20 protein-coding genes are annotated in these 22,683 nt (G+C 69.3%); 13 read left to right on the forward strand and 7 right to left on the reverse strand.

Annotated elements, in window-relative coordinates; genetic code table 11:
• The first annotated feature begins 4 nt into the window (after nucleotides 1–4).
• The 3 genes from LO772_RS30180 to LO772_RS30190 all read left to right on the forward strand — a co-directional run bounded on the left by LO772_RS30180 (nucleotide 5) and on the right by LO772_RS30190 (nucleotide 5,293).
• The gene (locus LO772_RS30180; RefSeq protein ID WP_231775191.1) at nucleotides 5–2,869 is read left to right on the forward strand and encodes an ABC transporter permease subunit; all 2,865 of its coding nucleotides are present in this window, start codon (nucleotides 5–7) and stop codon (nucleotides 2,867–2,869) included.
• A gap of 81 nt (nucleotides 2,870–2,950) precedes the next feature.
• Nucleotides 2,951–4,249: an ABC transporter substrate-binding protein gene (locus LO772_RS30185; protein ID WP_231775192.1), complete on the forward strand. Its 1,299-nt coding sequence runs from the start codon at nucleotides 2,951–2,953 to the stop codon at nucleotides 4,247–4,249.
• Nucleotides 4,250–4,642: 393 nt separating this feature from the next.
• Nucleotides 4,643–5,293, forward strand: a complete 651-nt coding sequence (locus LO772_RS30190) for a TetR/AcrR family transcriptional regulator (RefSeq protein ID WP_231775193.1) — start codon at nucleotides 4,643–4,645, stop codon at nucleotides 5,291–5,293.
• Between the two features lie 500 nt (nucleotides 5,294–5,793).
• On the opposite strand, the gene LO772_RS30195 is transcribed toward LO772_RS30190, so the two are convergent.
• On the reverse strand, nucleotides 5,794–7,218 hold the full coding sequence (locus LO772_RS30195; protein ID WP_231775194.1) for a hypothetical protein: 1,425 nt from the start codon (nucleotides 7,216–7,218) through the stop codon (nucleotides 5,794–5,796).
• Entirely contained in the window at nucleotides 7,212–7,820 is a 609-nt protein-coding gene (locus LO772_RS30200) for a hypothetical protein (RefSeq protein ID WP_231775195.1), read from the reverse strand. The genes LO772_RS30195 and LO772_RS30200 overlap by 7 nt, the downstream gene beginning before the upstream one ends.
• Before the next feature lie 767 nt (nucleotides 7,821–8,587).
• Between LO772_RS30200 and LO772_RS30205 the strand changes: the two genes are divergently transcribed.
• The 6 genes from LO772_RS30205 to LO772_RS30230 all read left to right on the forward strand — a co-directional run bounded on the left by LO772_RS30205 (nucleotide 8,588) and on the right by LO772_RS30230 (nucleotide 14,749).
• The gene (locus tag LO772_RS30205) at nucleotides 8,588–8,827 is read left to right on the forward strand and encodes a hypothetical protein (protein ID WP_231775196.1); all 240 of its coding nucleotides are present in this window, start codon (nucleotides 8,588–8,590) and stop codon (nucleotides 8,825–8,827) included.
• 424 nt (nucleotides 8,828–9,251) lie between these two features.
• Nucleotides 9,252–9,602, forward strand: a complete 351-nt coding sequence (locus LO772_RS30210) for a hypothetical protein (protein WP_231775197.1) — start codon at nucleotides 9,252–9,254, stop codon at nucleotides 9,600–9,602.
• A gap of 584 nt (nucleotides 9,603–10,186) precedes the next feature.
• A complete protein-coding gene (locus LO772_RS30215) occupies nucleotides 10,187–10,837 on the forward strand; it encodes a choice-of-anchor M domain-containing protein (protein WP_231775198.1) in 651 nt (216 codons plus the stop codon).
• A gap of 62 nt (nucleotides 10,838–10,899) precedes the next feature.
• Nucleotides 10,900–11,550: a choice-of-anchor M domain-containing protein gene (locus LO772_RS30220; protein ID WP_231775199.1), complete on the forward strand. Its 651-nt coding sequence runs from the start codon at nucleotides 10,900–10,902 to the stop codon at nucleotides 11,548–11,550.
• A gap of 135 nt (nucleotides 11,551–11,685) precedes the next feature.
• Entirely contained in the window at nucleotides 11,686–12,927 is a 1,242-nt protein-coding gene (locus tag LO772_RS30225) for a choice-of-anchor M domain-containing protein (protein ID WP_231775200.1), read from the forward strand.
• A gap of 100 nt (nucleotides 12,928–13,027) precedes the next feature.
• Nucleotides 13,028–14,749 (forward strand): TIGR03773 family transporter-associated surface protein, encoded by a 1,722-nt coding sequence (locus LO772_RS30230; protein WP_231775201.1) that lies wholly within the window; start codon nucleotides 13,028–13,030, stop codon nucleotides 14,747–14,749.
• 67 nt (nucleotides 14,750–14,816) lie between these two features.
• Here the strand turns inward: LO772_RS30230 and LO772_RS30235 are convergent, their stop codons facing one another.
• The 4 genes from LO772_RS30235 to LO772_RS30250 are packed head-to-tail and all read right to left on the reverse strand — an operon-like array spanning nucleotide 14,817 to nucleotide 18,983.
• Entirely contained in the window at nucleotides 14,817–15,716 is a 900-nt protein-coding gene (locus LO772_RS30235) for an anchored repeat-type ABC transporter permease subunit (RefSeq protein ID WP_231775202.1), read from the reverse strand.
• Nucleotides 15,713–16,504 (reverse strand): anchored repeat-type ABC transporter ATP-binding subunit, encoded by a 792-nt coding sequence (locus tag LO772_RS30240; RefSeq protein WP_231775203.1) that lies wholly within the window; start codon nucleotides 16,502–16,504, stop codon nucleotides 15,713–15,715. Before LO772_RS30240 ends, LO772_RS30235 begins: the two co-directional genes overlap by 4 nt.
• Nucleotides 16,501–17,412: a TIGR03773 family transporter-associated surface protein gene (locus LO772_RS30245; RefSeq protein ID WP_231775204.1), complete on the reverse strand. Its 912-nt coding sequence runs from the start codon at nucleotides 17,410–17,412 to the stop codon at nucleotides 16,501–16,503. Before LO772_RS30245 ends, LO772_RS30240 begins: the two co-directional genes overlap by 4 nt.
• The gene (locus LO772_RS30250; RefSeq protein WP_231775205.1) at nucleotides 17,409–18,983 is read right to left on the reverse strand and encodes an anchored repeat ABC transporter, substrate-binding protein; all 1,575 of its coding nucleotides are present in this window, start codon (nucleotides 18,981–18,983) and stop codon (nucleotides 17,409–17,411) included. The genes LO772_RS30245 and LO772_RS30250 overlap by 4 nt, the downstream gene beginning before the upstream one ends.
• A 164-nt stretch (nucleotides 18,984–19,147) precedes the next feature.
• On the opposite strand from LO772_RS30250, the gene LO772_RS30255 reads away from it, so the two are divergent.
• Entirely contained in the window at nucleotides 19,148–19,594 is a 447-nt protein-coding gene (locus LO772_RS30255) for a Fur family transcriptional regulator (RefSeq protein ID WP_269453116.1), read from the forward strand.
• 144 nt (nucleotides 19,595–19,738) lie between these two features.
• On the opposite strand, the gene rpmG is transcribed toward LO772_RS30255, so the two are convergent.
• Nucleotides 19,739–19,903, reverse strand: coding sequence for a 50S ribosomal protein L33 (gene rpmG, locus LO772_RS30260; RefSeq protein ID WP_231775207.1), 165 nt, complete (start codon nucleotides 19,901–19,903; stop codon nucleotides 19,739–19,741).
• A 152-nt stretch (nucleotides 19,904–20,055) separates the two neighbouring features.
• On the opposite strand from rpmG, the gene LO772_RS30265 reads away from it, so the two are divergent.
• Genes LO772_RS30265 through LO772_RS30275 form a run of 3 tightly spaced genes read left to right on the forward strand, consistent with a single transcriptional unit; the run spans nucleotide 20,056 to nucleotide 22,672 of the window.
• A complete protein-coding gene (locus LO772_RS30265) occupies nucleotides 20,056–21,216 on the forward strand; it encodes a CobW family GTP-binding protein (protein ID WP_231775208.1) in 1,161 nt (386 codons plus the stop codon).
• A gap of 35 nt (nucleotides 21,217–21,251) precedes the next feature.
• On the forward strand, nucleotides 21,252–21,512 hold the full coding sequence (gene rpsR / locus LO772_RS30270; RefSeq protein WP_231775209.1) for a 30S ribosomal protein S18: 261 nt from the start codon (nucleotides 21,252–21,254) through the stop codon (nucleotides 21,510–21,512).
• Nucleotides 21,509–22,672 (forward strand): GTP-binding protein, encoded by a 1,164-nt coding sequence (locus tag LO772_RS30275; protein ID WP_231775210.1) that lies wholly within the window; start codon nucleotides 21,509–21,511, stop codon nucleotides 22,670–22,672. The genes rpsR and LO772_RS30275 overlap by 4 nt, the downstream gene beginning before the upstream one ends.
• The last annotated feature ends 11 nt before the right edge of the window (nucleotides 22,673–22,683 follow it).

Below are 22,683 nucleotides of genomic sequence, written 5' to 3' on the forward strand. Positions count from 1 at the left end.
CATCATGGAAATGCCGACAACACAACTGTTGTTCGACGGCGCGGTCACCGGCCTGGTCATCGGCCTGCTTGCCATGGGCATCGTGCTGGTCCACCGCTCGACCCGCGTCATCAACTTCGCCGTCGCGAACATGGGCCTGGTCGGCTCCGTGCTGTTCGCGCTGCTGGTCGTGCGCTACAACGTGCCGTACTGGATCGCCCTCGCCATCTCGCTGCTCGCCGGCACGGCGTTCGGCGCGATCGTCGACCTGGCCGTGGTGCGGCGGCTGTTCCACGCGCCGCGCGTCATCGTGCTGGTCGCCACCATCGGCGTCGCTCAACTCGCCACCACCATCGTCATGGCGTACCCGGACCTGGACGGCTACACCAGCGACACCTACCCGGTGCCGTGGTCCGGAAAGTGGTCCCCCACCGACGACCTCCAGATCACCGGCGCACAGATCGCGGTCCTGGCCACCGTGCCGACGGCGGCGATCGCACTGAGCTGGTTCCTCGGCCGCACCGCGCTGGGCAAGACGGTCAAGGCCTCCGCCTCCAACCCCGAGCTGGCGCGGCTGAACGGCATCAGCCCCAAGCTGGTCTCCACCGCCGTGTGGGCCATCGCCGGCCTGCTGGGGACACTGTGCATGATCCTCATCTCCGCACAGACCGCGTCCCTCACGCAGATCACCGAACTCGGCCCGGCCACGCTGCTGCGCGCGCTGGCCGCCGCCGTCATCGCCCGCATGACCTCGTTCCGCGTCGCCCTCGCGGCGGGTGTGCTGCTCGGACTGATGCAGTCGTTCATCCAGTTCAACTGGCTCGACCAGCCAGGCCTGACCGACCTGGTCATCCTCGTCCTGGTCCTCGGCGCGGTGTTCCTCGTCAGCCGGGGCCGCGACACCGAGACGTCGGCGTTCTCCTTCGCGCCCAAGGTCAAGCCGGTCCCCGAGCGGCTGCGCGGCGTATGGTGGGTCCGTCACATGGAACGGGCATCCCTGCTGTTCCTCGGCTTGATCGCGGTCATCGTGCCGCTCATCGTGACCCAGCCGTCCCGGCACCTGCTCTACACCGTGATCCTCGGGTACGCGATCTGCGCCGCCTCGGTGACGATCCTGACCGGCTGGGCCGGCCAACTCTCCCTCGGACAAATGGCGTTCGCCGGTCTCGGCGCGCTCACCGCCGCCGCCCTCAACCGCGGTCTGCGCCTCGAACTCGGCGACACCGTCTACGAGTTCCGCGGCCTGACCTTCCCCGCGGCGGTCGCCGTGGCGACGCTGCTCACCGCCGCCTTGGCCGCCGTGGTCGGTGCGGGCGCACTGCGCGTACGCGGACTGCTGCTCGCGGTCAGCACATTCGCGTTCGCGGTCGCGGCAGAGCAGTTCTTCTACCGCCGCGACATGTTCCACGACGAGGGCATGGAGACCGCCTCGTTCCGGCGAAGTACGGTCTTCGGGATCGACGTCTCCTCCCAACGCTCCTACTACTACCTGGTGTTGATCGTCCTCGTCGTCGTCCTCGCGGTGGTCGCACGGCTGCGGAAGTCGGGCGTGGGCCGGACCACGATCGGCGTACGCGACAACCCCGCCACCGCCGCCGCGTACACCGTCAACGCCGCACGCGTGAAGCTGCGGGCGTTCGCGCTCGCGGGCGGCATCGCCGGACTCGGCGGCGCGCTGCTGGCCGGCGCGGTGCAGACCGTGCCGTACACCGACAAGTACTTCCTCAGCCCCGACTCGCTGACGCTGGTGTCGATCGTGGTGATCGGCGGCCTCGGCTCGGTGTCCGGCTCGGTGCTCGGCGCGCTGTGGGTGATCGGCCTGCCGGCGATCTTCGCGGGCAACGAGATCATCCCGATGCTGACATCCAGCATGGGTCTGCTGATCCTGCTGCTGTATTTCCCCGGCGGCCTGGTGCAGATCGGCTACGCGATACGCGACGGTCTGCTCGCCTGGGCGGACCGTCGGCTCGGCGACGCCCCGGCGGTCAAGACCGTCACCGCACCGCCCAAGGCGCTGACCCGCACCGCCCGCGACCCGTTGCCCCTCGACAAGCCGGTGCTCGCCGCCTCGGACATCAGGGTCAAATTCGGCGGCCGGGCCGCCGTGGACGGGGTCTCGATCGAGGTGCGGCCGAACGAGATCGTCGGCCTCATCGGCACCAACGGCGCCGGAAAGTCGACGCTGATGAACGCGCTCGCGGGCTTCGTCCCGGCCAAAGGCACCGTCGAACTGCTCGGTCGCGACGTGTCGAGCGCGGCTCCGGCGGCTCGTGCGCGCCTCGGCCTGGGGCGCACCTTCCAGGCGGCAACTCTTTTCCCTGAACTGACCGTTCGCGAGACGGTACAGATCGCTCTGGAGGCGCGGGGGCGAACCGGTTTGCTGAGCACGGCGCTTCACCTGCCGCACACCTTCGCCCGGGAACGCGCCAAACGTTCCGACGCCGACGACCTGATCGACTTCCTCGGACTCGGCCGCTACGCCGACGCGTTCATCGGCGACCTGTCCACCGGGACGCGGCGCATCGTCGAACTCGCAGGACTGCTGGCCTTGGACGCCCAAGTGCTGTGCCTCGACGAGCCGACCGCCGGTGTCGCGCAGCGTGAAACCGAGGCGTTCGGGCCGCTGATTCAGGAGATTCGCCGGGAACTGGGCGCGTCCATGCTGGTGATCGAGCACGACATGCCGCTGATCATGGGCATCAGCGACCGCGTCTACTGCCTGGAGACCGGCCAGGTCATCGCTTCCGGCGTACCGAACGACGTACGCAATGACCCCAAGGTCATCGCGAGTTACCTCGGCACCGATACCCGTGCCATCGAACGCAGCGGTACGGCCACCGCGGTTCCCGAACCGCATCGTCCGGCCACGGGTGCAAGCACCCCTGCGTAACCCACCCCGGCACAAGCGGCGTCCCACGACCCCGCGTAACGAGTCCTCGCACCACCATCACGACCAAGGTTGGAGTTCGCCGTGAGATCGAACCGTACGAGACGCCGCGCGACCGTGCTGCTCGCCGCCGCGACGGCGCTGGCCGTGGCCGGCTGCACCGCAGAGAAGAAGGACAAGGCCGACACCGCCGGCGGCACCGGAGCGCCGCCGCCTGCCGCGGCGATCGCCCCCGGAGTGACCGCGGACAGCATCAAGATCGGCATCGTCTACCCCGACCTGTCCGCCGTGAAGCACGTCATGAACATCGACCACGGCGACTACGAGGCCACGTACAACGCACTCATCAAGAAGATCAACGACGCGGGCGGCATCAACGGCCGCAAGATCGTCCCCGTCTACGGCGCGGTCAACGTCGTCTCACCTGCGGCCGCGAACGAGACCTGCGTCAAACTGACCCAGGACGAGAAGGTCTTCGCCGTCATCGGCGAGCTCAACACGGACGAACCGCTGTGCTACGTCGAGACCAACAAGACGGCGCTCGTGGGCGCTTCGCTCACTGGGAAGTACTACGCCAAAGCCCAGGCCCCGTGGTTCGCCTACAACCGAGGCGGTGACGAAGTCGCCGACGGGGTTGCCCAGTTCCAGTCCGCCATGGCGGGCAAGAAGGTCGCGGTCATCGGTACCTCGGGCGAACAGGGCCTCGTCAACGAGACCGTGCTTCCCGCGCTGAAGAACCTCGGCGTCACCCCGGTCGAAACGGCCATCATGGACGCGAACTCCCGCGACGCCGCGGCGATCGCCCAGCAAATGGGCGTCTTCATCCAGAAGTTCCAGTCCTCCGGCGTCGACGTCGTCGTGGGGGCCGGCGGGGCCACCGGGCAGTTCGGACGTGAGTTGGAGAAGACCTCGTACCGGCCGCGTGTCCTGGCCACGAGTCTGGACATGGTCAAAACGTACGTGGATGACCACAGCGCCAAGCACGACTTCAGCACCATGAACAACGCCTTGGCCCTGGGATACCAGGAGAAGTGGACCGAACCCGCGATGCAGGAGTGCGTCGCCACCGTCGAGGCCGCCATCCCCGACCTGAAGGGCAAGTTGGTCGACCCCGACACGATCCCCGCCGGCACCGTCGCTCCGCACGTCTCGGTGATGAACGCCTGCCGCAACCTGGCCCTGTTCAAGGCCATCGCCGACAAGGCCGGAAAGGACCTCACGTACCAGAGCTTCCAGAACGCCGGCTTCTCCCTCGGGTCCTTCCAGGTCCCGGGCTACGCGGACAAGGCCAACTACAGCCAACAGACACCACACGGCGCACTCCCGGCACGGGTGTTCACCTTCGACCCCGCCATCACGAAGTTCGTCGTTGCGGCACCCTAGCCGCCGAAGCCGGCCTGGTCGGCGCGCGGCAGCGTCGGCCAGGCACACGGCGAAAGCGTTGCGTTGCCCTTTTGGCATGCGACAGGAGAGCGGGGTGGCGCTCCCATCCGTACGAGCGATTGATTCCAAGGCACAAACACATCTGTTGTGTCGTCGCGGCAACGCCTTGGAGCGCGGTCCGGGAAATTGACAGCCGGCGTGCTGCGATTGCCTGAGCCTCGCTCTTGTCGGAGCGGCCGACGGTCACCTCGTCGAGGCATGAATGATCCGTGTCGGGCGCTCGTGCCCCGTTCAGACGGCTCGGAGTGGTGTGATGACGCGGCAGGCTAAAATCGGCTTCCGCACAAGCTGTTTTGCGCGGTGGGCGCGAAATGTGCAGACCAGGAGGACGGTGTGACCCGCGAACAGAACGCGCCCAAGGCGGCTGCTGCCAAGGGCGTGCGCAAGAAACGGGGGCCATACCGCAAAAGTGGGGAACGCCGACAGAAGATCCTCGAAGCCGCGTACGAGGTCTTCGAGGAGCGCGGCGAAGGTCTGTCCATGCAGCAGGTCGCCGACCGCGTCGGCGTCACACAGCCCGCGCTCAACTACTACTTCGGCAATCGCGACGAGTTGCTGCTCGCCGTTTTGGAACACCGGGAGGCGCTGGCCACCGCGGCCTCCGAAGCCGTTGATCGGAGCTGGCGACTCCAAGAGTCGGTTCGCCACACGATAGAGCACCCCGGGTTGGCAAAGCTGTTCGTCTCCCTCGCAGCCACATCCGCCGACCCGGAGGGTCCCACGCACGACTACTTTCTGGCGCGCTACCGAAGGCTCACCACCCAGATTGCCAAAGGAATGGAAGAAGGTCAGCGCGACGCCGTCGTCCGAGCCGATCAACCCGCCGAACACCTTGCCCGGATGCTGCTCGCACTGATCGACGGCCTGCAGATCCAGTGGCTGAGCGACCCGTCGATCGACATGGCCGGGATCGTCGAGTCATTCACTCGGCTGTACGCGGGCCCGGCGGTCCCGGAAGGCGATGCGCCTGATTCGCCGCAGTGACCGCGCGACAGCCAAGTGCGCTGCGACGCCGCAGAGCATCGATAGCCAGAGGCACCCCCACCCCCACCGCCGCCGACAACGTCCTGGATGTGCCCGGTGGTAGGCACGGCCGCAACTTTGACGCTTGTCAATCACGGTCCGTGAAGGAGCAATAGGGACCGGCACCGTCTACGACAAGCGCGGCGGGCCCGAAGCGGTCTGTGGAAGCACAACGGCGAACGCGTTGCCCTCGCCTTGCCCTGCGGCATCTTCGGCCTCCACGCTCCCCGTTGACTCCGAAGACTATGTCCGAGGCGATTGCCGACGGGCTCACGGTACCTGGCCGTAACGCGCATCAGCCCGCGTCGGTGGACAGATGATCGTCTTCAGCACTGCCCGGTGCCTCTTTAACGACGCGCGGCTGCGCGAGGCGGTCGTCCGTTTCCTCGACGCCGGGCGGCTGAACACCGCTGTGTACGGAGGCACCGGCTCGACGGCCGGGCGCATCCTCGGCAGGCGTGCTATTCAAAAAGACCTGGTTGAGCCCAATCAGGAGCATCCGAAGCGTCTGCGTCTATAACGCGCTGCAGTTGTTCCGAGTCGGACTCGCTGAGGTCGAGCAGAAGGCGCAATGCGGTGCCCAGCAAGTCGGTGTACGTCAATAAGGTTCGCGCACCGGGAGGGCTGGCGGTCCGGCTGGTGAAGCTGCATCGCAGGGAGGCCCCGGTTGGGGTCAGGGCCAGTGTTTCGATGACGCCTTCCTCCCGGCCCAACGCCGCGCTGATCCCGTCGAGTTGGGGGTCGTGAGTGACGTCGTCGCCGGGGCCGTCGTATCCGATGCTGCGGTTGGTGACCAGCATCCTGATCGCGGTCAGGGGGATGGAGAACCGGTCAGCACGCCGACGCACTTGTGCGAGAAGCGGGGCTGGATAGTCCTCAGGGAAACCGAGGTTGCGACGGCTCCCTGCGATGTACGCCACGAAGCCGGGACCGCGTAGACCGAGTCGGCGGTCCATCAACGCCCAGCGCCATGGTGCTCCGAGTTGGCTGGATGACGGTTCGTCCTCGACGATCATGCAGACGTGGCCCTTCCACGTCCGCACGACGCTCCTCATGAAGTGCTGCAGATTGGCCGTGTCCCGGATTCCTGTCCCCAACAGCGTCTTGACGTCCACCAAGGGCCGGATGCGACGCCAGAAGTCCTCGTTGTCAATCTCATCGGACGTCAGCAAAAGGCTCAGCGAGGTTCGATCGAGTGAGGACCGGAACGGCACGTCTCCCGGGAAGTCACCGAGTGAGCGTCCGCTGCCCTGCCACATCGCCGCCATGAACGTCGACATGCGTCGCGCTGTCGTCGGCACCGTGTGACGCGCGACTTCGTCGAGCGCTGTACGTGTGTGCTCCGTCACGCCCTGACGTGCGGCACCGACGCCCGATTCGATCGCCGCGAGGAAGTGGTCCACCTGTTGGTCGGCCATGACCCCCCGTCCTCCCTCAACCAAAGCGTCCGAAGCAAGCGCCGCGACGGAGTGGGTATCGAGGTGGGGAGGCAACGCACCCAGCCCTGAGGGCTCAAGGATCAACGTGTGCCGCTCCTGCGCAACGGCTCCGAGTCGGTTGCGGTCCGACCCTTCCGTCAGTGACGCCAACGGAACGACCAATGGCTGCTGTTCTTGGTCCAGCAGCATGACGTCTGCGGCAAGGACCATGGGGTCCGGCGACGTTCGCAGATAGACGCGCCGTTCCACTCTGCGCTCGTCGGCGTCCCAGGTCATCAACATATCGGGAGCGAAACTGTGGTTGAAGAACTCGGTGCGGATGATCCGAGCGCGGGGATACACGTGGAGCAGTCGCCGTTGTACCACACGTTTGACGCGTTCCACGGCCTCCCGCGGGTCAGGGTGGTCCAGTGCGCTGTCGATCTCCGGTGCAACGGGAGTCACCACGACGAGCCCCCTCGGCTGCTGAGAAACTGAGCGACGACCCCTCGCCAGTCGTCAAGCGGGACAAGCTTCTCCTGCTTCGCCGACAGAACGATCACCCAAAGCCTTGCGGCTACTTCGTTCACGACGTCGTCCTTGATCAGACCAGCCGCTTCGTTCTGGTCGACGACGCCCAACGCACGGGCGGATTCAGCCAACACAGCCTCACGAATCTCCTCGGCCGTGGTGAGCCTGTCCCACGTGTTGGCCTTGAAGGGCGCCCAGCTGATCCACATGAAGTGATCACCGAGCATGTAGCGCTGGTTGGCCGCGACATAGCATTTTGCGAGGAAGCTGCGGTACTCGGAGCCTTGATCGCTCGCGTTCTTACGCCACTTCACCTCTGCGCAAAACATGTCGCCGTCCCATTCACCGCCGCGCATCACCCCGCCCAGGTCGAACGAGAAAGGTCTCTCCGATCCGTAAGGCCAGCGCAACGCAAGCTTCTTCGCCCACGCTCCGTCTGTGTTGGTGAAGGACTGCGAGACGCGCATGGTGCCCTCAAGCCATCGCTTGGCCCGCTGCACCGCCTCCGCGCCTACAACATGCGCTTCTTCCCCTGGCACCAAACGAGCGTAGCGTCAGAGCGGTTGGGCATTTTGCCATTACCGCAACATTGGGTGACCGGCGCGCGCGTCGCTGTTAGTAACAGGCCTTGGTGACTCCAACCCGCTCGCCTGCGACGAGGACCGTGCGCTTGCGCCGGCGGAGTGTGACTGCTCGCGAGGAGGTCTGACGGAACGACCCGCCGCCACTCGTGCATGCCCCGCCCCGGGCGGAGCATCGCCGGTCCGGTACTGAATCACGGGGTACGGTCCTTGTACGGACTGTGCTGTTTCTGGAAAGGCGCGCGGCGAAGTCTTGGTCGCCGGGCGCTTGGCGGAGGTGACGAGGGTCGACTGCGGAGTCCGTGTCGTTCGCCGGGGGTGCGGGCCACGTCGTCATCGGGCGTGCGTGCGGGTGCCGCGCGGACTCTCTGGTGTGGGTCCGCGCGTCGGTGGCCCGCAGCTGCCGGTCGTAGCCAGGTGGTCTTCGGCGTGTGTGAGGACGCGTTGGATGGTGGTGACGGCGTTGCGCGCGGCCGGATGCGTGAGGTGGGCGTAGATGTTTGCCGTGGTCGACAGCGTGGAGGCCGCAGTGTCTTGGACACGACGACGAGGTCTTGGACACGACGACGAGCGGCAGTCCGGCTGTGATGGTGAGGGTCGCGGCGAGTCGCCGTAGGTCGTGCAGCGTGATCTGGGGGAGGCCAGCGGCCGAGGACAGGCGGCGGAACCGGTCGAGCAGGGTCTGCGGGCGTATCGCCCGCGCCATGCGGGCGATGTCCTCGCGGATGAACTTCAGGCCGTGGTCACCCTTCACCGTCTCCGGAGCGGTGAACGACGCGTCGACGTTCATCGGGTGGATTCCGCTCGGCGTGGACCCGCTGGAGTGGACGTGGAACCAGCCGTTCTCCCGCGAGGGCTCCAAATCGGAGCCGGTGCCCGTGCTCACCGAGCAGGACCGCGCGTTCGTCGGGGCGCTCCAGGCAGACAGGGCCCGGATGACCCAGACACCCAAGTTCACCAAGTGAAGGCGAGCATCGTGTCCACGGCAGCCGAGGCGGGCCCGAGCCTGCCGCCGCTCACCTTCGACCTCCCCGCGCCTATCGAGGCGGTGGCCCCGTTCGGCGAGTACGTCGTCGCCGCACGCGCCCTCGGCCGCGTCGAGGGAAGTGGCGCGCCGCCCCCGATCCACTGCCCGAGCTGGAGGTCGACGTTCCGCGCCTGGAGATGCAGACCGCGCTCGCGGTCTTCGGTCCGGCCCCCGGCACCGACCTGTGGGCCGAGCTCTCTCGGGGTGGCCAGTACGCAGCACTGGGAGGAATACTCCCGCCTGTTCCTGCGCCTGCTGTTCAGCGCCCAGTTCGCCGACACTGCGGACCCGACCGGCGCTGCCGACCGGTCGTCGACGCAGGGGAGGGGGAGCGCGGGAACTGGGTCGGCGCCATTGTCGTTGTGGTCTGGATCATCGTCGGGGGCGGCTGGTGGTTCTGGTCCCGGCGTCTCGACCGCGTGATGGTCGACGACCGTGTGCGCGAGCAGCGCAAGCTCGCCGAACACCTCGGCACCGCAGCCGAGTTCCGCGCCACGGTGGACACACGACTGATCGGGCACGACGAAGTCGTCGACTTGGCGGCCGTGCACGGCTACGCCGTCGTCCGGCAGCTCCCCCAGGACGCGCAGCGGATGTCGTCCGACTTCGTGCTGCGCGCCCACTGCCCCGCGCCGTGCGGCCTGATGGTGTCACAGGACACGTTCCACCGCAGACGCGCAGCAGCCCTCCGACGTGCCGGAGGCCCGCAGTGAGCCAACGAGATTTTGGTCCGCGATGCTGATCGCGATGATCGCCATCAGCCCGTTCCTCGTGGGGGGCATGGCGTGGATACTCACACGGATGCGCATGCCCCCTGCGACACCTCCGGGACGCAGGCCTGATTCACCCGGCCGAACGCGCGCGCCGGCGCCCTCCGGCTCCAGTTGCGCCGCGATATTCTTACGTCGTCCACGACCGCCGCCACGCCTCGGGCCGGTTCACCGTCGCGGCGTCCTTCATGAAGCTTCGCAACCAACGCCCGCCCTCCCCGACCACACGGCGTACGTTTCGCCCGGCTGGACCACCCGCGCCCGTACCTCAACCAGCGCCGTGGCCTTGGCTGGTGTGGCCGGAGGCCCGTTCGACGCCTGCGAGTTCGTTGTCGGACCGGCCGCGCCCGCCTGCGCCAAGACCGTCTCCCTGCGACACCGCTGGCAACGCGGTCTGGCTTTACGGTCTCCCCGTCAGCAACGTGAGGTAGTCCGTTGACCGAATCGCGGAATCACCTAGGCGCGAGTAATGAAAATGGTTATCGTTTGCCCTGCTGGGTTTGCTCGCCGACCGAAAGGGCTGCCGCATGCGCACATTCGCTCGTCCCCTGCTGATAGCCGCCGCTATGGCGGGGGCGCTTGTCACCACCGCCGCTCCGGCCGGAGCGGCCTCATGTGTGACCCTCGACCGCGGCCATGTCGACGTGGTCGGGGTCGCGTACGAGGACGGGGCGCTGCACCTGCACGTCCACGATGAGGAGTCCGACACCGAATACGCCCCACAGGATGTGAAGTTGGCGGTGCGTCCCGAAGCGCTCACGGCTGTGCCGGACGACCCCGCCTACGCTTTTCTCGGCACCCCCGGCGCCCCGGTGTGGATTCTGCCGCAGTCGCAGAATCCTGACCTGCTGTGGGCCGGGCTGGGGGCGGAGGAGGTCGAGCCCGGCGCACTGCGCGACGACAGCGTCGAGGTGCGGTTCCGGGTGCTTTCGGCGCCGGGTGACCTGGCGATCTTCACCGAGGACGCGTTCGGTGCGCCCGAGCAGGTCCTCGTCGACACGGGGGACGCGTCGCCCGACACGGTGACGCTGTCCGCCGGCAATCACGTGCACGCCGACTGGGCGTTCGAAAAGCCCGGCCACTACTGGCTTGTTGTCGACGCGAGCGCCCGACTCGCCGCCGACGGCACGCGCATCGGCAGTGGGCCGGCCCTGTACCACTTCGTCGTCGGCTCCTGAACGACGACGCAAGACCCGACGTTCCCCCTGATCCGCGTCTATCGAACGGAGTACCCCCACCCATGCGTTCACGCACACGCATAGCGTCCGTCGTCGCCCTCGCGGGCGCGCTGTTCTTCGGAACGGCATTCCAGGCGCACGCTGTTCCCGTCCACCTGTCCGCCGGGCACGTCGACATCCTCGATGTCGACTACGCCGCCGGCGCGTTGACCCTTCAGGTCCTCGACGAAACCGGTTCCACCGCTGTCGAACGCGTACCCGCCGACGTTGTCTTCGATGTGCCGCTCGCCGCGAAGCGCACCAACGTGCCCACCACGCCCGCCTGGTCGTTCCTGGGGACGAACGGGACCGCATGGGTCCTGCCGCAGAGCCAGGTGCAAGGCCTGCTCTTCGCCGGCTGGAGCACCGAGGGTGTTCCTGCGGGCGCCTTGGTCGGCGACAAGGTCGACTTCAACCTCACCTCGGTCTCCGGTCCCGGCGGCTTCAGCGTCTACACCACGTCGTTCGGTGCGCCGACCGTGCTTTTCGACAGCGGTGACGACCTTCCGGACACGCGCTCGGTGGCCCGGAACACGCACGCGCACGCCAACTGGGGCTTCGATGCCCCCGGAACGTACACAGTGATATTCACGGTGACCGGTGTTCTCGCCTCCACCGGCGCGCCCGTCACCTCCGGGCCACAGCAGTTCACGTTCGTGGTCGCCAACGCCTGACACACCACACGCAGCACCGCAGTCACCGCCGCGGGGCCGGGAGCCATCCCGGGCCCGCGGCTCCCTTCACCGTCCCCGCGTTTCGGAGCAAGAGATGATCACCGCAAGAAGTCACGCCGGAAGCACGTGGCGCCGATGAGGGCAGTACGAGCCCGGCTGGCGGCCGTCGGCACCGCAGGACTGCTCACCACAGGTGCCGCGCTGTGTCTGGTCGGCGTCGCACAGGCCGGCGCGGCGGACGCGCGCATCCCGGCGGCAGTACGCGCAGCCGACACCGAGACCCCCATCGCGGACGAACGCGTCGTGATCGACGCCGGCCACGTGGACGCGGTCGCGCCGCGCATGGTCGGCGACGAATTCCGGGTGTTGTTCAAGGACAGCCGCGACCACGCGGCGCCGATCTGGCGTCAGCCCGAGTCCGTCATCCTGCACGTCACCGACGCCGGGCGCGTCGAGATCACCGAGGACCTGCCGGGTCTCGCGTTCCTCGGGCCGCCGGGGACGGTGTTCCACCACATCCCCGAGATCCAGGATCCGGCGATCGTGTGGGCGGGCTGGAGCACCGAGGCGTTCGCGAGCACCGACATCGCCGGGCGCTTCGCGATGACCCTCGAATCGGTCGACGGCCCGGGCAACTTGACCATGTTCAACTTCTCGCCGTTCGGGGAGCCCCTATTCACGTTCGACAGCCGCGACGGGCTGCCGGACACCATCGACGTGCCGGCGCGCACGCACGCCCATTCGATGTGGGTCTTCACGCAACCGGGCGTCTACCGGCTCACGTTCGCCTACCAGGTCACCGCCGCCAGCGGCGACGAGCTGAGGGACGACGCCGTCTACACCGTCGTCGTCGGCGACGAGGTCGACCCCGACACGGTGCCGCTGCCGGATCCCGACCCGACCACGGAGCCGCCGCCGACCGGTACCGCCACTCCCACGGCAACGTCCACACAGACTTCCACGGCCACGCCGACCTCGACGCCGACCGGCACCCCCACGACCGCCACATCGAGCGCGACACCGACGAAGACCACGACAACCGCCGCGACGACGCGGCCCCCCGCGACCACCGGCGTCCCGACGTCGACGACCCCGTCGCAGAGCCCATCGTCGACGACCCTGTCGCAGGGCCCTTCCGACACCCCGCCCCCCACCCATGCGACGACCCCCGCCCCCCACAGGGCGGGCACGGCCGCAGGGGCGAGTACGGGCGGCGGCTCCGGAGGCGCGTTGGCCCACACCGGGGCCGACGGCGTACTGCCGTTGGCGGTCGGGAGCCTGCTGCTGGTGGCGACCGGCGGGACCGCTCTTTTCGTGGTCTTGCGCCGTCGGTCCGACGGCCCGGATGCGGCTGAGACGTCCACACCGACCCCCTGATGTCCCGCGCGGCGACGGCGAACCACGGCATACGCGTGTTCGTGGCTTTGTCCGTCGCCCGCGTGCCTTTCCCTCGACTGCTGATCGGAGGCTTCATCCCATGCCCACGAACGCCCGCCTGAGAAGCGCGCTGGCGTCCACTGCCGCGGGGGCCGGGGCGCTTGCGCTGCTCGCGTCCGCAGCCGGCCCCGCCCTCGCGGAGCCGTCTCCGTCACCGGCGGCCCCGGTGATGCGTACGTCGGTGGGCCTTGACGACGGTGAGCTCGACGTTACCGTCACCACCTCGGGAGGGCTCTCCTGCGTCGACGCCCCGAAGAGCCCCGACGCGGCATGCGATCTCCTGCTCGGCCCCGAAACCCGCGCCACGGCGGGGGAGGCGGGCCTCCCCGCCGACTTCGCGTCTCCGGACACCCCGATATGGCGGCTCGCCGACGGACCCGACGGGGGCTCTCCGGTGTTCGACACGAGCGAGGTGCCCGCCGACGCGCTCGCGGTCCCCGACGTCGTCTGGACGATCGCCGCGATCGAAGGGCCTGGACGCGTAGCCGTGTGGAGCGACACGGGAGTCCTGTTCGACACCGGCGACGACGTGGCGGACCTCGCACGGCTCCCCGCGGGCCACGTCACGGACACGGCTTGGGCGTTCGACTCGCCCGGCGCCTACCGTGTCTCCGTCGCGGTCGAAGTGACCCTCGACACCGGCGAGACCAAGCGCGACACGGCCGACTGGACGGTGCTGGTCGACGACGAACCACCGCCCCCGGCCGAGACCCCCGGGCCCCCCGAGCCGACACCGGATCCGACAATCCCGCCCGGCCCGGAGCGGAAGTCCCCAGCGGCCACGGCCGCCCCTCAGAGTGCGTCGGCTGCCGCCGTACCCCAGGACAGTGCGCCGGCGTCCGTCCGCGCGTTGGCCGCCGTCGCGGTCGACTCGTCCGCGGTGACGATCGACCGCGGACATGTCGACGCGCTGGCCGGAACGTTCGCCGACGGTCGGCTGCAGCTGCTGTTCAAGGACAGCCGCAATCCCGCCGCGGTGGTGTGGCGGACGCCGTCCGCGGTGTCCCTGCGGTTGGGCGATCCGGCGAAGACTACGGTGCCGGCGGGAAGCTCGTACGGCTTCCTCGGCACCGCGGGCCAACCGCTGTGGATCATCCCCCAGACCCAGAACCCCGCTGTCGTGTGGGCCGGTTGGAACACCGAGGAGCTGACGGCGCGTGAGCTCGCCGGGCCGGTGGCGCTGACGCTCACCGGCGTCGACGGGCCGGGGGGCGTTGCGGTGTGGGAGGACGGCAGCTTCGGCCGCCCCAACGTGATCTTCGACTCCGCGAACGGGTTGCCGGACCGCCACGAGGTCCCGCTGGGCGTCCACGCCCACGCCAACTGGGGGTTCGGCGCGCCGGGCACCTACCGCCTCACCGTGCGGCTGACCGGAACGCTCGCGAGCGGCGGCACCGCGGAGGACACCGCGACGTACACGGTCGTCGTGGACTCCGAGCCAGGCTCCGGTTCGACCTCGGGCTCGGGGACCGCGGGAACCGCCGGCTCGAGTACGACAGGCTCCGAGACCTCGGCGTCCGGATCCGGCACCTCCGGGACGTCCGGGGTCGCGACGACGACCGGCGGCGGTACGTCGTCGTCCGGGGGCTCGAAGGGATCGAGCGGGTCCGGCGGCTCGGCGGGGACGGCATCGACCGGTCCGCTGGCCAGGACCGGAGCCACCGAGCCGATCCGTCTGATCTGGGGCGGGACCGCCCTGCTCCTCCTCGGCGCCGTGGTGGTCGTCGCCGCACGCCGCCGAACCAGCGCTCGCCGGGGATGAACGGAAAGGCGAAGGGGCCGGACCCGGCGTACGCCGGGTCCGGCCCCTTCGCCTCCCTGGTTGCCGGTCAGCCTGCCGGGGCGGGCAGCGGGTCGTCGGCCGGGGCCGTGCGGTGCCGCAGCCTGAGCCGGGTCCGGGCCCAGAGCCCGTGGCGCGGCGCGAAGAGCCAGACGAGGACGAACACACTGGTCGAGACGAGAACGATCAGGCCGCCGGCCGCGAGGTCGAACTCGTAGGACAGGTACAGCCCCACCACCGACGAGCTCGCGCCGATCGCCGGAGCCAGCAGCATCATGACACCCACCCGGTCGGTGAGCAGGCGCGCGCACGTGGCCGGGGTGATCAGCAGCGCCAGCACCAGAACGTTGCCGACCGCCTGAAGCGAGATGACCACGGTCACGGTGACCAGCGCGTACAACACCAGGTCCAGGGCGAAGACCGGCAGTCCGGCCGCCCGCGCGCTCTCGCGGTCCAGGGTGACCGCGACCAGTTCCTTGTGCACCGCCAGCGTCGCGATCACCAGCACAGCGCCGACGACCGCGACCTGGCGGACGTCGCCGTCGCTGATCCCCAGGATCTGCCCGAACAGGAACGACTCCAGCGAACCGCTGTATCCGGGCGCGGAACTGAGGACGACGATGCCGAGGCCGAACGCGCCGGCGAAGAACACGCCGATGACGCTGTCCTCGGACAACCGGCGGTTCTGGGAGAAGACCGCCACGGCGAACGCCGTCGCCAGTCCCGCGATGGCGCCGCCCACGACCAGATCGGCGTGCAGCACGAACGCGACCGCCACCCCGGGGAAGACCGAGTGGGCGACGGCGTCGCCGATGAACGCCATGCCCCGCAGCACGACGTGCGTGCCCACGACGCCGGCGACGATGCCGGACATGGCGGCGACAAGGAACGCCCTGCGCATGAAGACGTGGTCCCACGGACCGGTGAGGAAATCCACGACGGCGTTCACGGGCGCACTCCCGGGCGGGCGGCGATGGCGGACAGGGGAGCCCCGGGGAGCCCGCTCGGGTCGGTGATGCCGAACGCCCGCAACCAGACCGCCGGATCGTCGAGTTCGTCCGGCGGTCCGTCGGCGACGACGGTGCGATTCAGCAGCACCAGGCGGGAGCAGGTGCGCGAGGCGGCCGGCAGGTCGTGCGTGGTCATGAGCAGCGCCCGGCCCTCGTCGCGCAGTCCGGTGAACAGTTCGGTGAGCAGCTCCTGTGTCGGCACGTCGAGTCCGGTGAACGGCTCGTCCAACAGCAGCAGGCGCGGATCGAGTGCGAGCGCCCGTGCCACCAGGACGCGTTGGCGCTGCCCTCCGGACAATTCGCTGATGGTGCGGTGCCGCAGGTCGGTCATGTCCACGCGGCGCAACGCCTCCTCGACCGCGTCGCGGTCGGCCCGCCGAGGACGGCGCAGCCAGCCGATCCGACGCACGCGTCCGGTCATCACGGCCTGCTCGACCCGGATGGGGAAGTCCCAGGCGAAGTCGTGGCGTTGCGGGACGTACCCGATGGTGCCGCGCACGCGGGAGGACGGTGCGCCATCGACCGTGATGCCGCCTTCGGCGAGGGGGAGGAGGCCGAGGACGCCGCGCAGCAGCGTGGTCTTCCCGGCGCCGTTCGGTCCGATGAGGGCCACGAGTTCGCCGTCGTGCAGGCGCAGGTTCACGTTGTGGAGCGCGCGGCGGCCCCCGAGGTCGACGGCGACGCCGGAGACATCGAGCCTGGCCGACGGCATCGTGGGTGTGGTCATGACGGCCGCTCCTGGGATGCCGGCTGGCGTCGCCTGCGGAGCACCAGCGCGACGGTCGTCACCAGCGCCGCTCCGCCGATCGCGCACACGGCGATGACGGCGACGGGCGGATCGGAGTCATCCTTCTCGCCGGGCGGCTCCGCGACCGGCGGGCCCCCGTCCGACTCCGGCGGCGCGACGGGCGGGTCCGCGGGTGCGGGTACGGCCCAGGCAACGGCGAAGGCGTCGCGGGGTTGCGGTGTTCCGACGGCCAGCCGCAGGGTGCGCCGGTCGTCGAGTGCCCGCCCGTCCGACGCGCGCGCCGTCATGCGTACGTCCAGCAGGTACACCCCGGGGCGGGTGAACGCCCAGTTGCCGTGGGCGTGGGTGTTGGGCTCCACCGCGAGTTGCTGGGGGAACGGGCGCGTCGAGTTGAACACGGTGTGCGGCGCGCCGAAGTCCTCGTTGAGGAACAGCACGAACGTTCCCGGTCCCTGGACGCGTTCGATCGACCAGGCCACGTCGCGTACGGGCGGGTCGAGGACGCTGGGGTCCTGGGTGTTCCAGCCGGGCCACGGCACGCCGGCCTGTTGCACTTGGGGAAGCAGCCACACCGGTTCGCCAGGCGCGCCGAGGAAGGTGTAGGCCGGGTCGTCGGGCAGCTCTTGACGGGCCGTGTCGGTGACATGGACGACCACGTCCTCGGGGTAGCGCCAGGTGGGCGGCCGGGTGGTGTCGTCGCGTATCTGGACCGTCCACCGGCCGTCGACGACGCGGGGTCCCAGGTCGAGGTGCCCGTCCGCGATCACGGTGCCGTTCCCTGTGGGCGGCGGGGGCTGCGGCACCGCGGCGGCGGGCGCGAGCGCGGTGGCCAGGCAGGCGAGCACCGCGGTTGCCAGTGTGCCGCCCCGCCTGCGCCGCGCGGTCACGCCGCACCGCCGAGGCACGTGAGCAATTCGTTGGCGTTGCTGTGCATCATGGCGACGTAGTCGCGCACCTTGGCGTCGAACGCGTCCCCGTACAGGGTGCAGACGCGAATGTTCTGGTCTTCGGCGACTTGGCGCAGGACCAAGGCGCGGCGGGCGAGGTTGGGTTCGATGAACACGGCGGGGACCTTGAGGTTCTTGACGGTCGCGGTGAGCTTGCGGATGTCGTCGGCGCTGGGTTCCTGCGCGGGGTTGGGGACGACGAAGCCGGCCACGGTCATGGCGTACGCGCTGGCGAGGTACCCGAACGCGTCGTGGGTGGTGACCAGTTGGCGGCGTTCGGTCGGTATGCGGGCGATGGTCGCGCGGACTTCGGCGTCGGCGCGGTCGAGGGTCTCCAGATACCTCCGAGTGTTGGCGGCGTACTCGTCGGCGCCTTCGGGGTCTGCTTTGGTGAGGGTGTCGCGGATGATCTGGACGTAGGCCTTGGCGTTTTGCACGTCCTGCCACAGGTGGGGGTCGATCTCGCCATGGACGTGTTTGCCGAGCACCGCCTGCGGCAGCTGGTGGACGGTGCTTCCGGGCGCGCCGAGGAACGCGAACCGCGGGTCGTCGGGGACGATTTGGATCGCCTTGTTCGGCACGACGAGGACCGCTTGCTCCGGGGGTACGTCTGCTTGCAGGCCGGGCTTGTCGCCGTCCGCGTACGCGAACATCGCACCCTGGTCGAGATCGACCGCGAGGTCGGTGTGCCCTTGGTCCAGGAAGCGCGTGCCGGGCGGGAACCCGAGCGCGTGGGGGTCGACGCCGACGGCGAACCGGAACGTCGCCTGCCCGAGGGCGGGTTCGTCGGCGGCACCGGGATTGCGCAGACGCGCGGCGAGGCTGACCTCGTACACTCCCGGCTGCGTGAAGGCCCAGTTGAGATGCGTGTGCGCGCCGGGCGGAAGCGTCGTCGCGTCGCGGGCGTCGAGCCCGTCGCCGGAGTCGAAGTAGACCACGGGCTTGCCCAGGGCCTCGGTGAGATAGGCGACGAGCCGCCCGGGACCATGGACCGCCGTGGCCGACAGGACGACGTCCGAGGCGCGCGTGGCGCCGCGGTCGCGCCCTTCGCCCTTGACGCGCAGGCCGAGCCACAGCACGTCCAGGCCGATGTTCTCCACCAGCGGGATCACGTGGGCGCCGTACGCCTCGGAGTCCTCGGCGAGGGAGACGTTCGGCGTGCCCGCGCGGGCGTTGGCGTCGATCGCCTTGATCAGGGCGTGTTCCTCGAGCAGCAGGTGGTTGGTGAAGGTCACGTCCGCCTTCGACACTTTGACGGCGTCGCTGGGCGTCGGCTCATAGGAGTGGGGATCTCCGCCCGACGGCACGATCGAGTCGACGTGGACCCGTTCGCCGCCGACGTTGCGGGCGAGGTCGGCGAGGATCTCGGTCGTGGTCACGACCCGGACCTTCCCGTCCGCGGCTTCCTTGTCCTCATCGGCTTTGCAGCCGGACAGCGCAACGGTGGCGGCCACCAGAACCGCCAGGGCTCCGGTGCGGCGTCGGCTGCGTCGGTCCGCAGTGCGCATCATTCCCCCAGATAGTCGCGTCACGAAGTCGGTTGCCCGGCAGGACGCAGGCTCGCAAGCCCACTATGGGTTATGACTATCATTTTCAGCAGAGATGATGCCTTGCCAGAGATGAAAATCATAGTCATCTGGCCGTCGGCACATGCCGACGTACTGACGGGGGTTGCATGGGCGGCGGATTCGCGACGCGAGGGCACAAGGCTGCCCTGCCTTCAACACCGCGCCGCCGCGCGGTCGCGGAGGTCCTGGTGGCCGAAGGGGAGTTCCTGTCCGCCCGCCGGCTGCACCGCCGACTCGCCCAGACGGGCTCGAACATCGGACTCAGCACCGTCTACCGGGCGCTCCACGACCTCGTGCGCCTCGGAAGCGTGGACGTCGTACGCGATGAGACGGGCGAACGCCTGTACCGGCACCGGCTCGCGAATCACCACCGCCACTACCTGCTGTGCCGACAGTGCGGCCACAGCCGCGCCTTGGACGCCGGCCCCGTCGAACGCTGGGCCGACGGCGTCGCCGCCCGCACCGGTTTCGTCGAGATCCGGCATACCGTCGAACTCACCGGCATCTGTGTCGCCTGCGTCACCGCGAACCGCCTCCCGCCCGAAGGTCGGTGACCGAGGTTTCGCCCGCCTCCGCGGGAAGGCACAGTCGCCCGACCTTCCGGGCGGACGGCTTCCGGGGCCGAGGATGTGGCGGCGAACCGGCCGGGCGGAGCGCTTTCGCGATCTCGCGTCACCTGGCTCGTCGTGCGCCGCCGGTCAGCGCTCCTCGCGGAAGGCGACGTGCCGGCGCACGATCGGGTCGTACTTGCGCAGTTCGAGTCGGTCGGGGTCGTTGCGGCGGTTCTTGCGCGTCACGTAGGTGTAGCCGGTTCCGGCCGTCGAGCGCAGCTTGATGATCGGTCGTACGTCGTTGCGGGCCATCGGGTTCTCCCTGGGGTGGGCGGGTTGCCTCCGCAGACCTTACTGGACATGATTTCCATTACCAATGACCCTCTGGGGGTCTGGAGGGCGCGGAAGTCCTGTACGGTAATGAAAATCGTTGTCAAGTCAGCCCTGTGTTGAGGACCCTACCGATGCTTCACGAGCCGCCCCTTCCCGTGGTCCTGTTGACCGGCCTTCTCGCCGAGGCGCGGCGAGCGACCGGTGACCGGCTGCTCACCGAGGTGCCCCGGTCGGTGCTCATCCACCAAAGACTCGGGCGCGACGAGGCAGGCCGTGTCGAACTGGTCGTCCGTGACGCGTCCGGAATCCTGGAAAGGATTCGGATGCCGCTCGTCAACGACTGTGTGTGCTGCGGGATCCGCGAGGATGTCCTGCCCCGGCTGCGGCATCTGGCGACCTTTCGCGGCATCCGGCTCGCGGTGATCGAGACGTGGGACAGCGTCGAACCCCAGGAAGCGGCGGAGGCGATCGCCGATCACGCCGACGACCGGCTGCGACTCGCCGCCGTGATCGCGGCCGTGGCCCCGGACCTCCTCGTCGACGACCTCGCGCGGCCCGTCGACCTGGCCGAACTCGGGCTCGCTGCATCGCCCGACGACCACGGCACGGTCGCCGAAGTGCTCTCCCGACAGATCGAGTACGCGACCGTCCTCGCGTACCCGCCCGTAGGCGGCCACGACGAAGCCGCCGGCCTGGCGCTCATGGGGCTCATGCACCCCGGGGCCACGCTCCTCCCGCTCAACGCCTCCGGCCTGGACTCGCTGACGTCGGCGGCCTTCGACACCCGCGTCGCCGCGGCACGTGTCCACCCCGCGTGCTCGCTGCTCCCGTCCGACGACGAGGACGCGGGCGTGGTGACTGCGGTCTGGCGCCGACGCAGGCCCGCCCATCCCGGGCGCCTGTACGACGCCCTCGCGGACGCGGTCCCGGCCGCGCTGCGCAGCCGAGGACGCCTGTGGCTGGCCAGCCGCCCCGACGATCTGCTCGCGTGGGAGGCCGCCGGAGGCTCGCTCTCCGTCGAATCCGCCGGGCCATGGCTCGCCTCGCTGACCGACAGCGAATGGGACGCGATGCCGCCGCTGCGCCAGGCCGCCGCGGCGGTCGACTGGGACCCGCTGCACGGTGACCGCGCCCAGCACTTGTGCTTCATCGCGCCCGGCCTCGACCGCGAGCCGCTGTTCGAACTCCTGGACTCCTGCCTGCTGACCGACGACGAATACACGCGCGGACCAGACCACTGGCGCACCTTCGCCGACCCGTTCGCGGAATTCCTCGACGACGTCGCCGCCTGACCACACCCGCATCCGAACCGAGAGGAGAGCGCATCGTGCCCCGCTTCGGCGCCGCCCCGCGCAAACCCCGCAAGAACCCGCTCGACGCCGCGGGCATCACCTATGTCGACTACAAGGACACCGATTTGCTGCGCCGGTTCGTATCCGACCGCGGCAAGATCCGCAGCCGCCGGGTGACCGGCCTGACCGTGCAGCAGCAGCGCGACGTCGCCCGCGCGGTGAAGAACGCACGCGAGATGGCCCTGCTGCCGTACGCCTCCGCACCCGCCGGCGCCACCACCAGGACCAAACGGTGACCGCCACCTCCCCGCCCGTCGGCGACACTCGCCTGCCCGTCACGGTGCTTTCGGGGTTCCTCGGCGCGGGCAAGACGACACTCCTCAACCACGTGCTCGGCAACACCGACGGGCTGCGCGTCGCGGTCATCGTCAACGACATGAGCGAGGTCAACATCGACGCCGCCCTGGTCGCCGGCTCGGGCGCACTGACCCGCACCGACGAACGGCTCGTCGAACTGACCAACGGATGCATCTGCTGCACACTGCGCGAAGACCTGCTGGACGAAGTCGCCCGCCTGGCCCGCGCCGACCGCTTCGACTACCTGCTCATCGAATCGACCGGAGTCTCCGAGCCGATGCCGGTCGCAGCCACGTTCTCGTTCGCCCGCGACGACGGCGCGGACCTGACCGCGCTCGCCCGTCTGGACACCATGGTCACCGTGGTCGACGCGTGCGCGTTTCCCCTGGACGTCGCCTCGGGGGACGACCTGGCGGAGCGCGGCCTGGCCGCGTACGAGGACGACGACCGCACAGTAAGCGACCTGCTCGTCGACCAGGTCGAATTCGCCGACGTCATCGTGCTGTCGAAGACCGACCTGGTCGACCCCGCCCGCGAGCAACGCCTCCACGCCACGCTGCGCAGACTCAATCCCCACGCGCGGATCATGCGCGGCGACCACGGCGCCGTTCCTCTCGAACAAGTCCTCGGCACCGGGCTGTTCGACGTGGCAAAGGCCGAGCAGGCACCCGGCTGGGTCGCCGAGCTCAACGGCGACCCCCACGTCCCGGAGACCGAGGAGTACGGCATCACCAGCCTGGTCTTCCGCGACCCCCGGCCGTTCCACCCCGGCCGGCTGTGGGACCTGCTGAACGGAGACCTCGGGAACGGCCGCTTCGGGGACGTCATCCGATCGAAAGGCTTCTTCCGCCTCGCCACGCGCCCTCATGTCACCGGGATGTGGTCGCAGGCCGGACCGGTTGCGCGCTTCGAACCCGCCGGCACCGCCGACGCCGATGTGCCCTCCGGACAGGAACTCGCGTTCATCGGCACCGACTTGCTCCCCGAACCACTCCGCGCCGCGCTCGGCGACTGCCTGCTCGGCACCGACGAGGCGCCCCCGGGCGCGTCGGACGACCCGTTCCCCGCATGGGACACACCCACGCACCCACACCCCTGACCCGCCGCGCC

Source organism: Yinghuangia sp. ASG 101 (genome assembly GCF_021165735.1).
Classification (GTDB): Bacteria; Actinomycetota; Actinomycetes; order Streptomycetales; family Streptomycetaceae; genus Yinghuangia.

What these genes read in the sequence shown, in the direction of transcription:
- LO772_RS30180 (WP_231775191.1), top strand. Translation starts at nt 5, where the DNA reads ATGGAAATGCCGACAACACAACTGTTGTTCGACGGCGCGGTCACCGGC.
- LO772_RS30205 (WP_231775196.1), top strand. Translation starts at nt 8,588, where the DNA reads ATGAACTTCAGGCCGTGGTCACCCTTCACCGTCTCCGGAGCGGTGAAC.
- LO772_RS30215 (WP_231775198.1), top strand. Translation starts at nt 10,187, where the DNA reads ATGCGCACATTCGCTCGTCCCCTGCTGATAGCCGCCGCTATGGCGGGG.
- LO772_RS30220 (WP_231775199.1), top strand. Translation starts at nt 10,900, where the DNA reads ATGCGTTCACGCACACGCATAGCGTCCGTCGTCGCCCTCGCGGGCGCG.
- LO772_RS30225 (WP_231775200.1), top strand. Translation starts at nt 11,686, where the DNA reads ATGAGGGCAGTACGAGCCCGGCTGGCGGCCGTCGGCACCGCAGGACTG.
- LO772_RS30230 (WP_231775201.1), top strand. Translation starts at nt 13,028, where the DNA reads ATGCCCACGAACGCCCGCCTGAGAAGCGCGCTGGCGTCCACTGCCGCG.
- LO772_RS30240 (WP_231775203.1), bottom strand. Translation starts at nt 16,504, where the DNA reads ATGACCACACCCACGATGCCGTCGGCCAGGCTCGATGTCTCCGGCGTC.
- LO772_RS30250 (WP_231775205.1), bottom strand. Translation starts at nt 18,983, where the DNA reads ATGATGCGCACTGCGGACCGACGCAGCCGACGCCGCACCGGAGCCCTG.
- LO772_RS30255 (WP_269453116.1), top strand. Translation starts at nt 19,148, where the DNA reads ATGGGCGGCGGATTCGCGACGCGAGGGCACAAGGCTGCCCTGCCTTCA.
- rpmG (WP_231775207.1), bottom strand. Translation starts at nt 19,903, where the DNA reads ATGGCCCGCAACGACGTACGACCGATCATCAAGCTGCGCTCGACGGCC.
- LO772_RS30265 (WP_231775208.1), top strand. Translation starts at nt 20,056, where the DNA reads ATGCTTCACGAGCCGCCCCTTCCCGTGGTCCTGTTGACCGGCCTTCTC.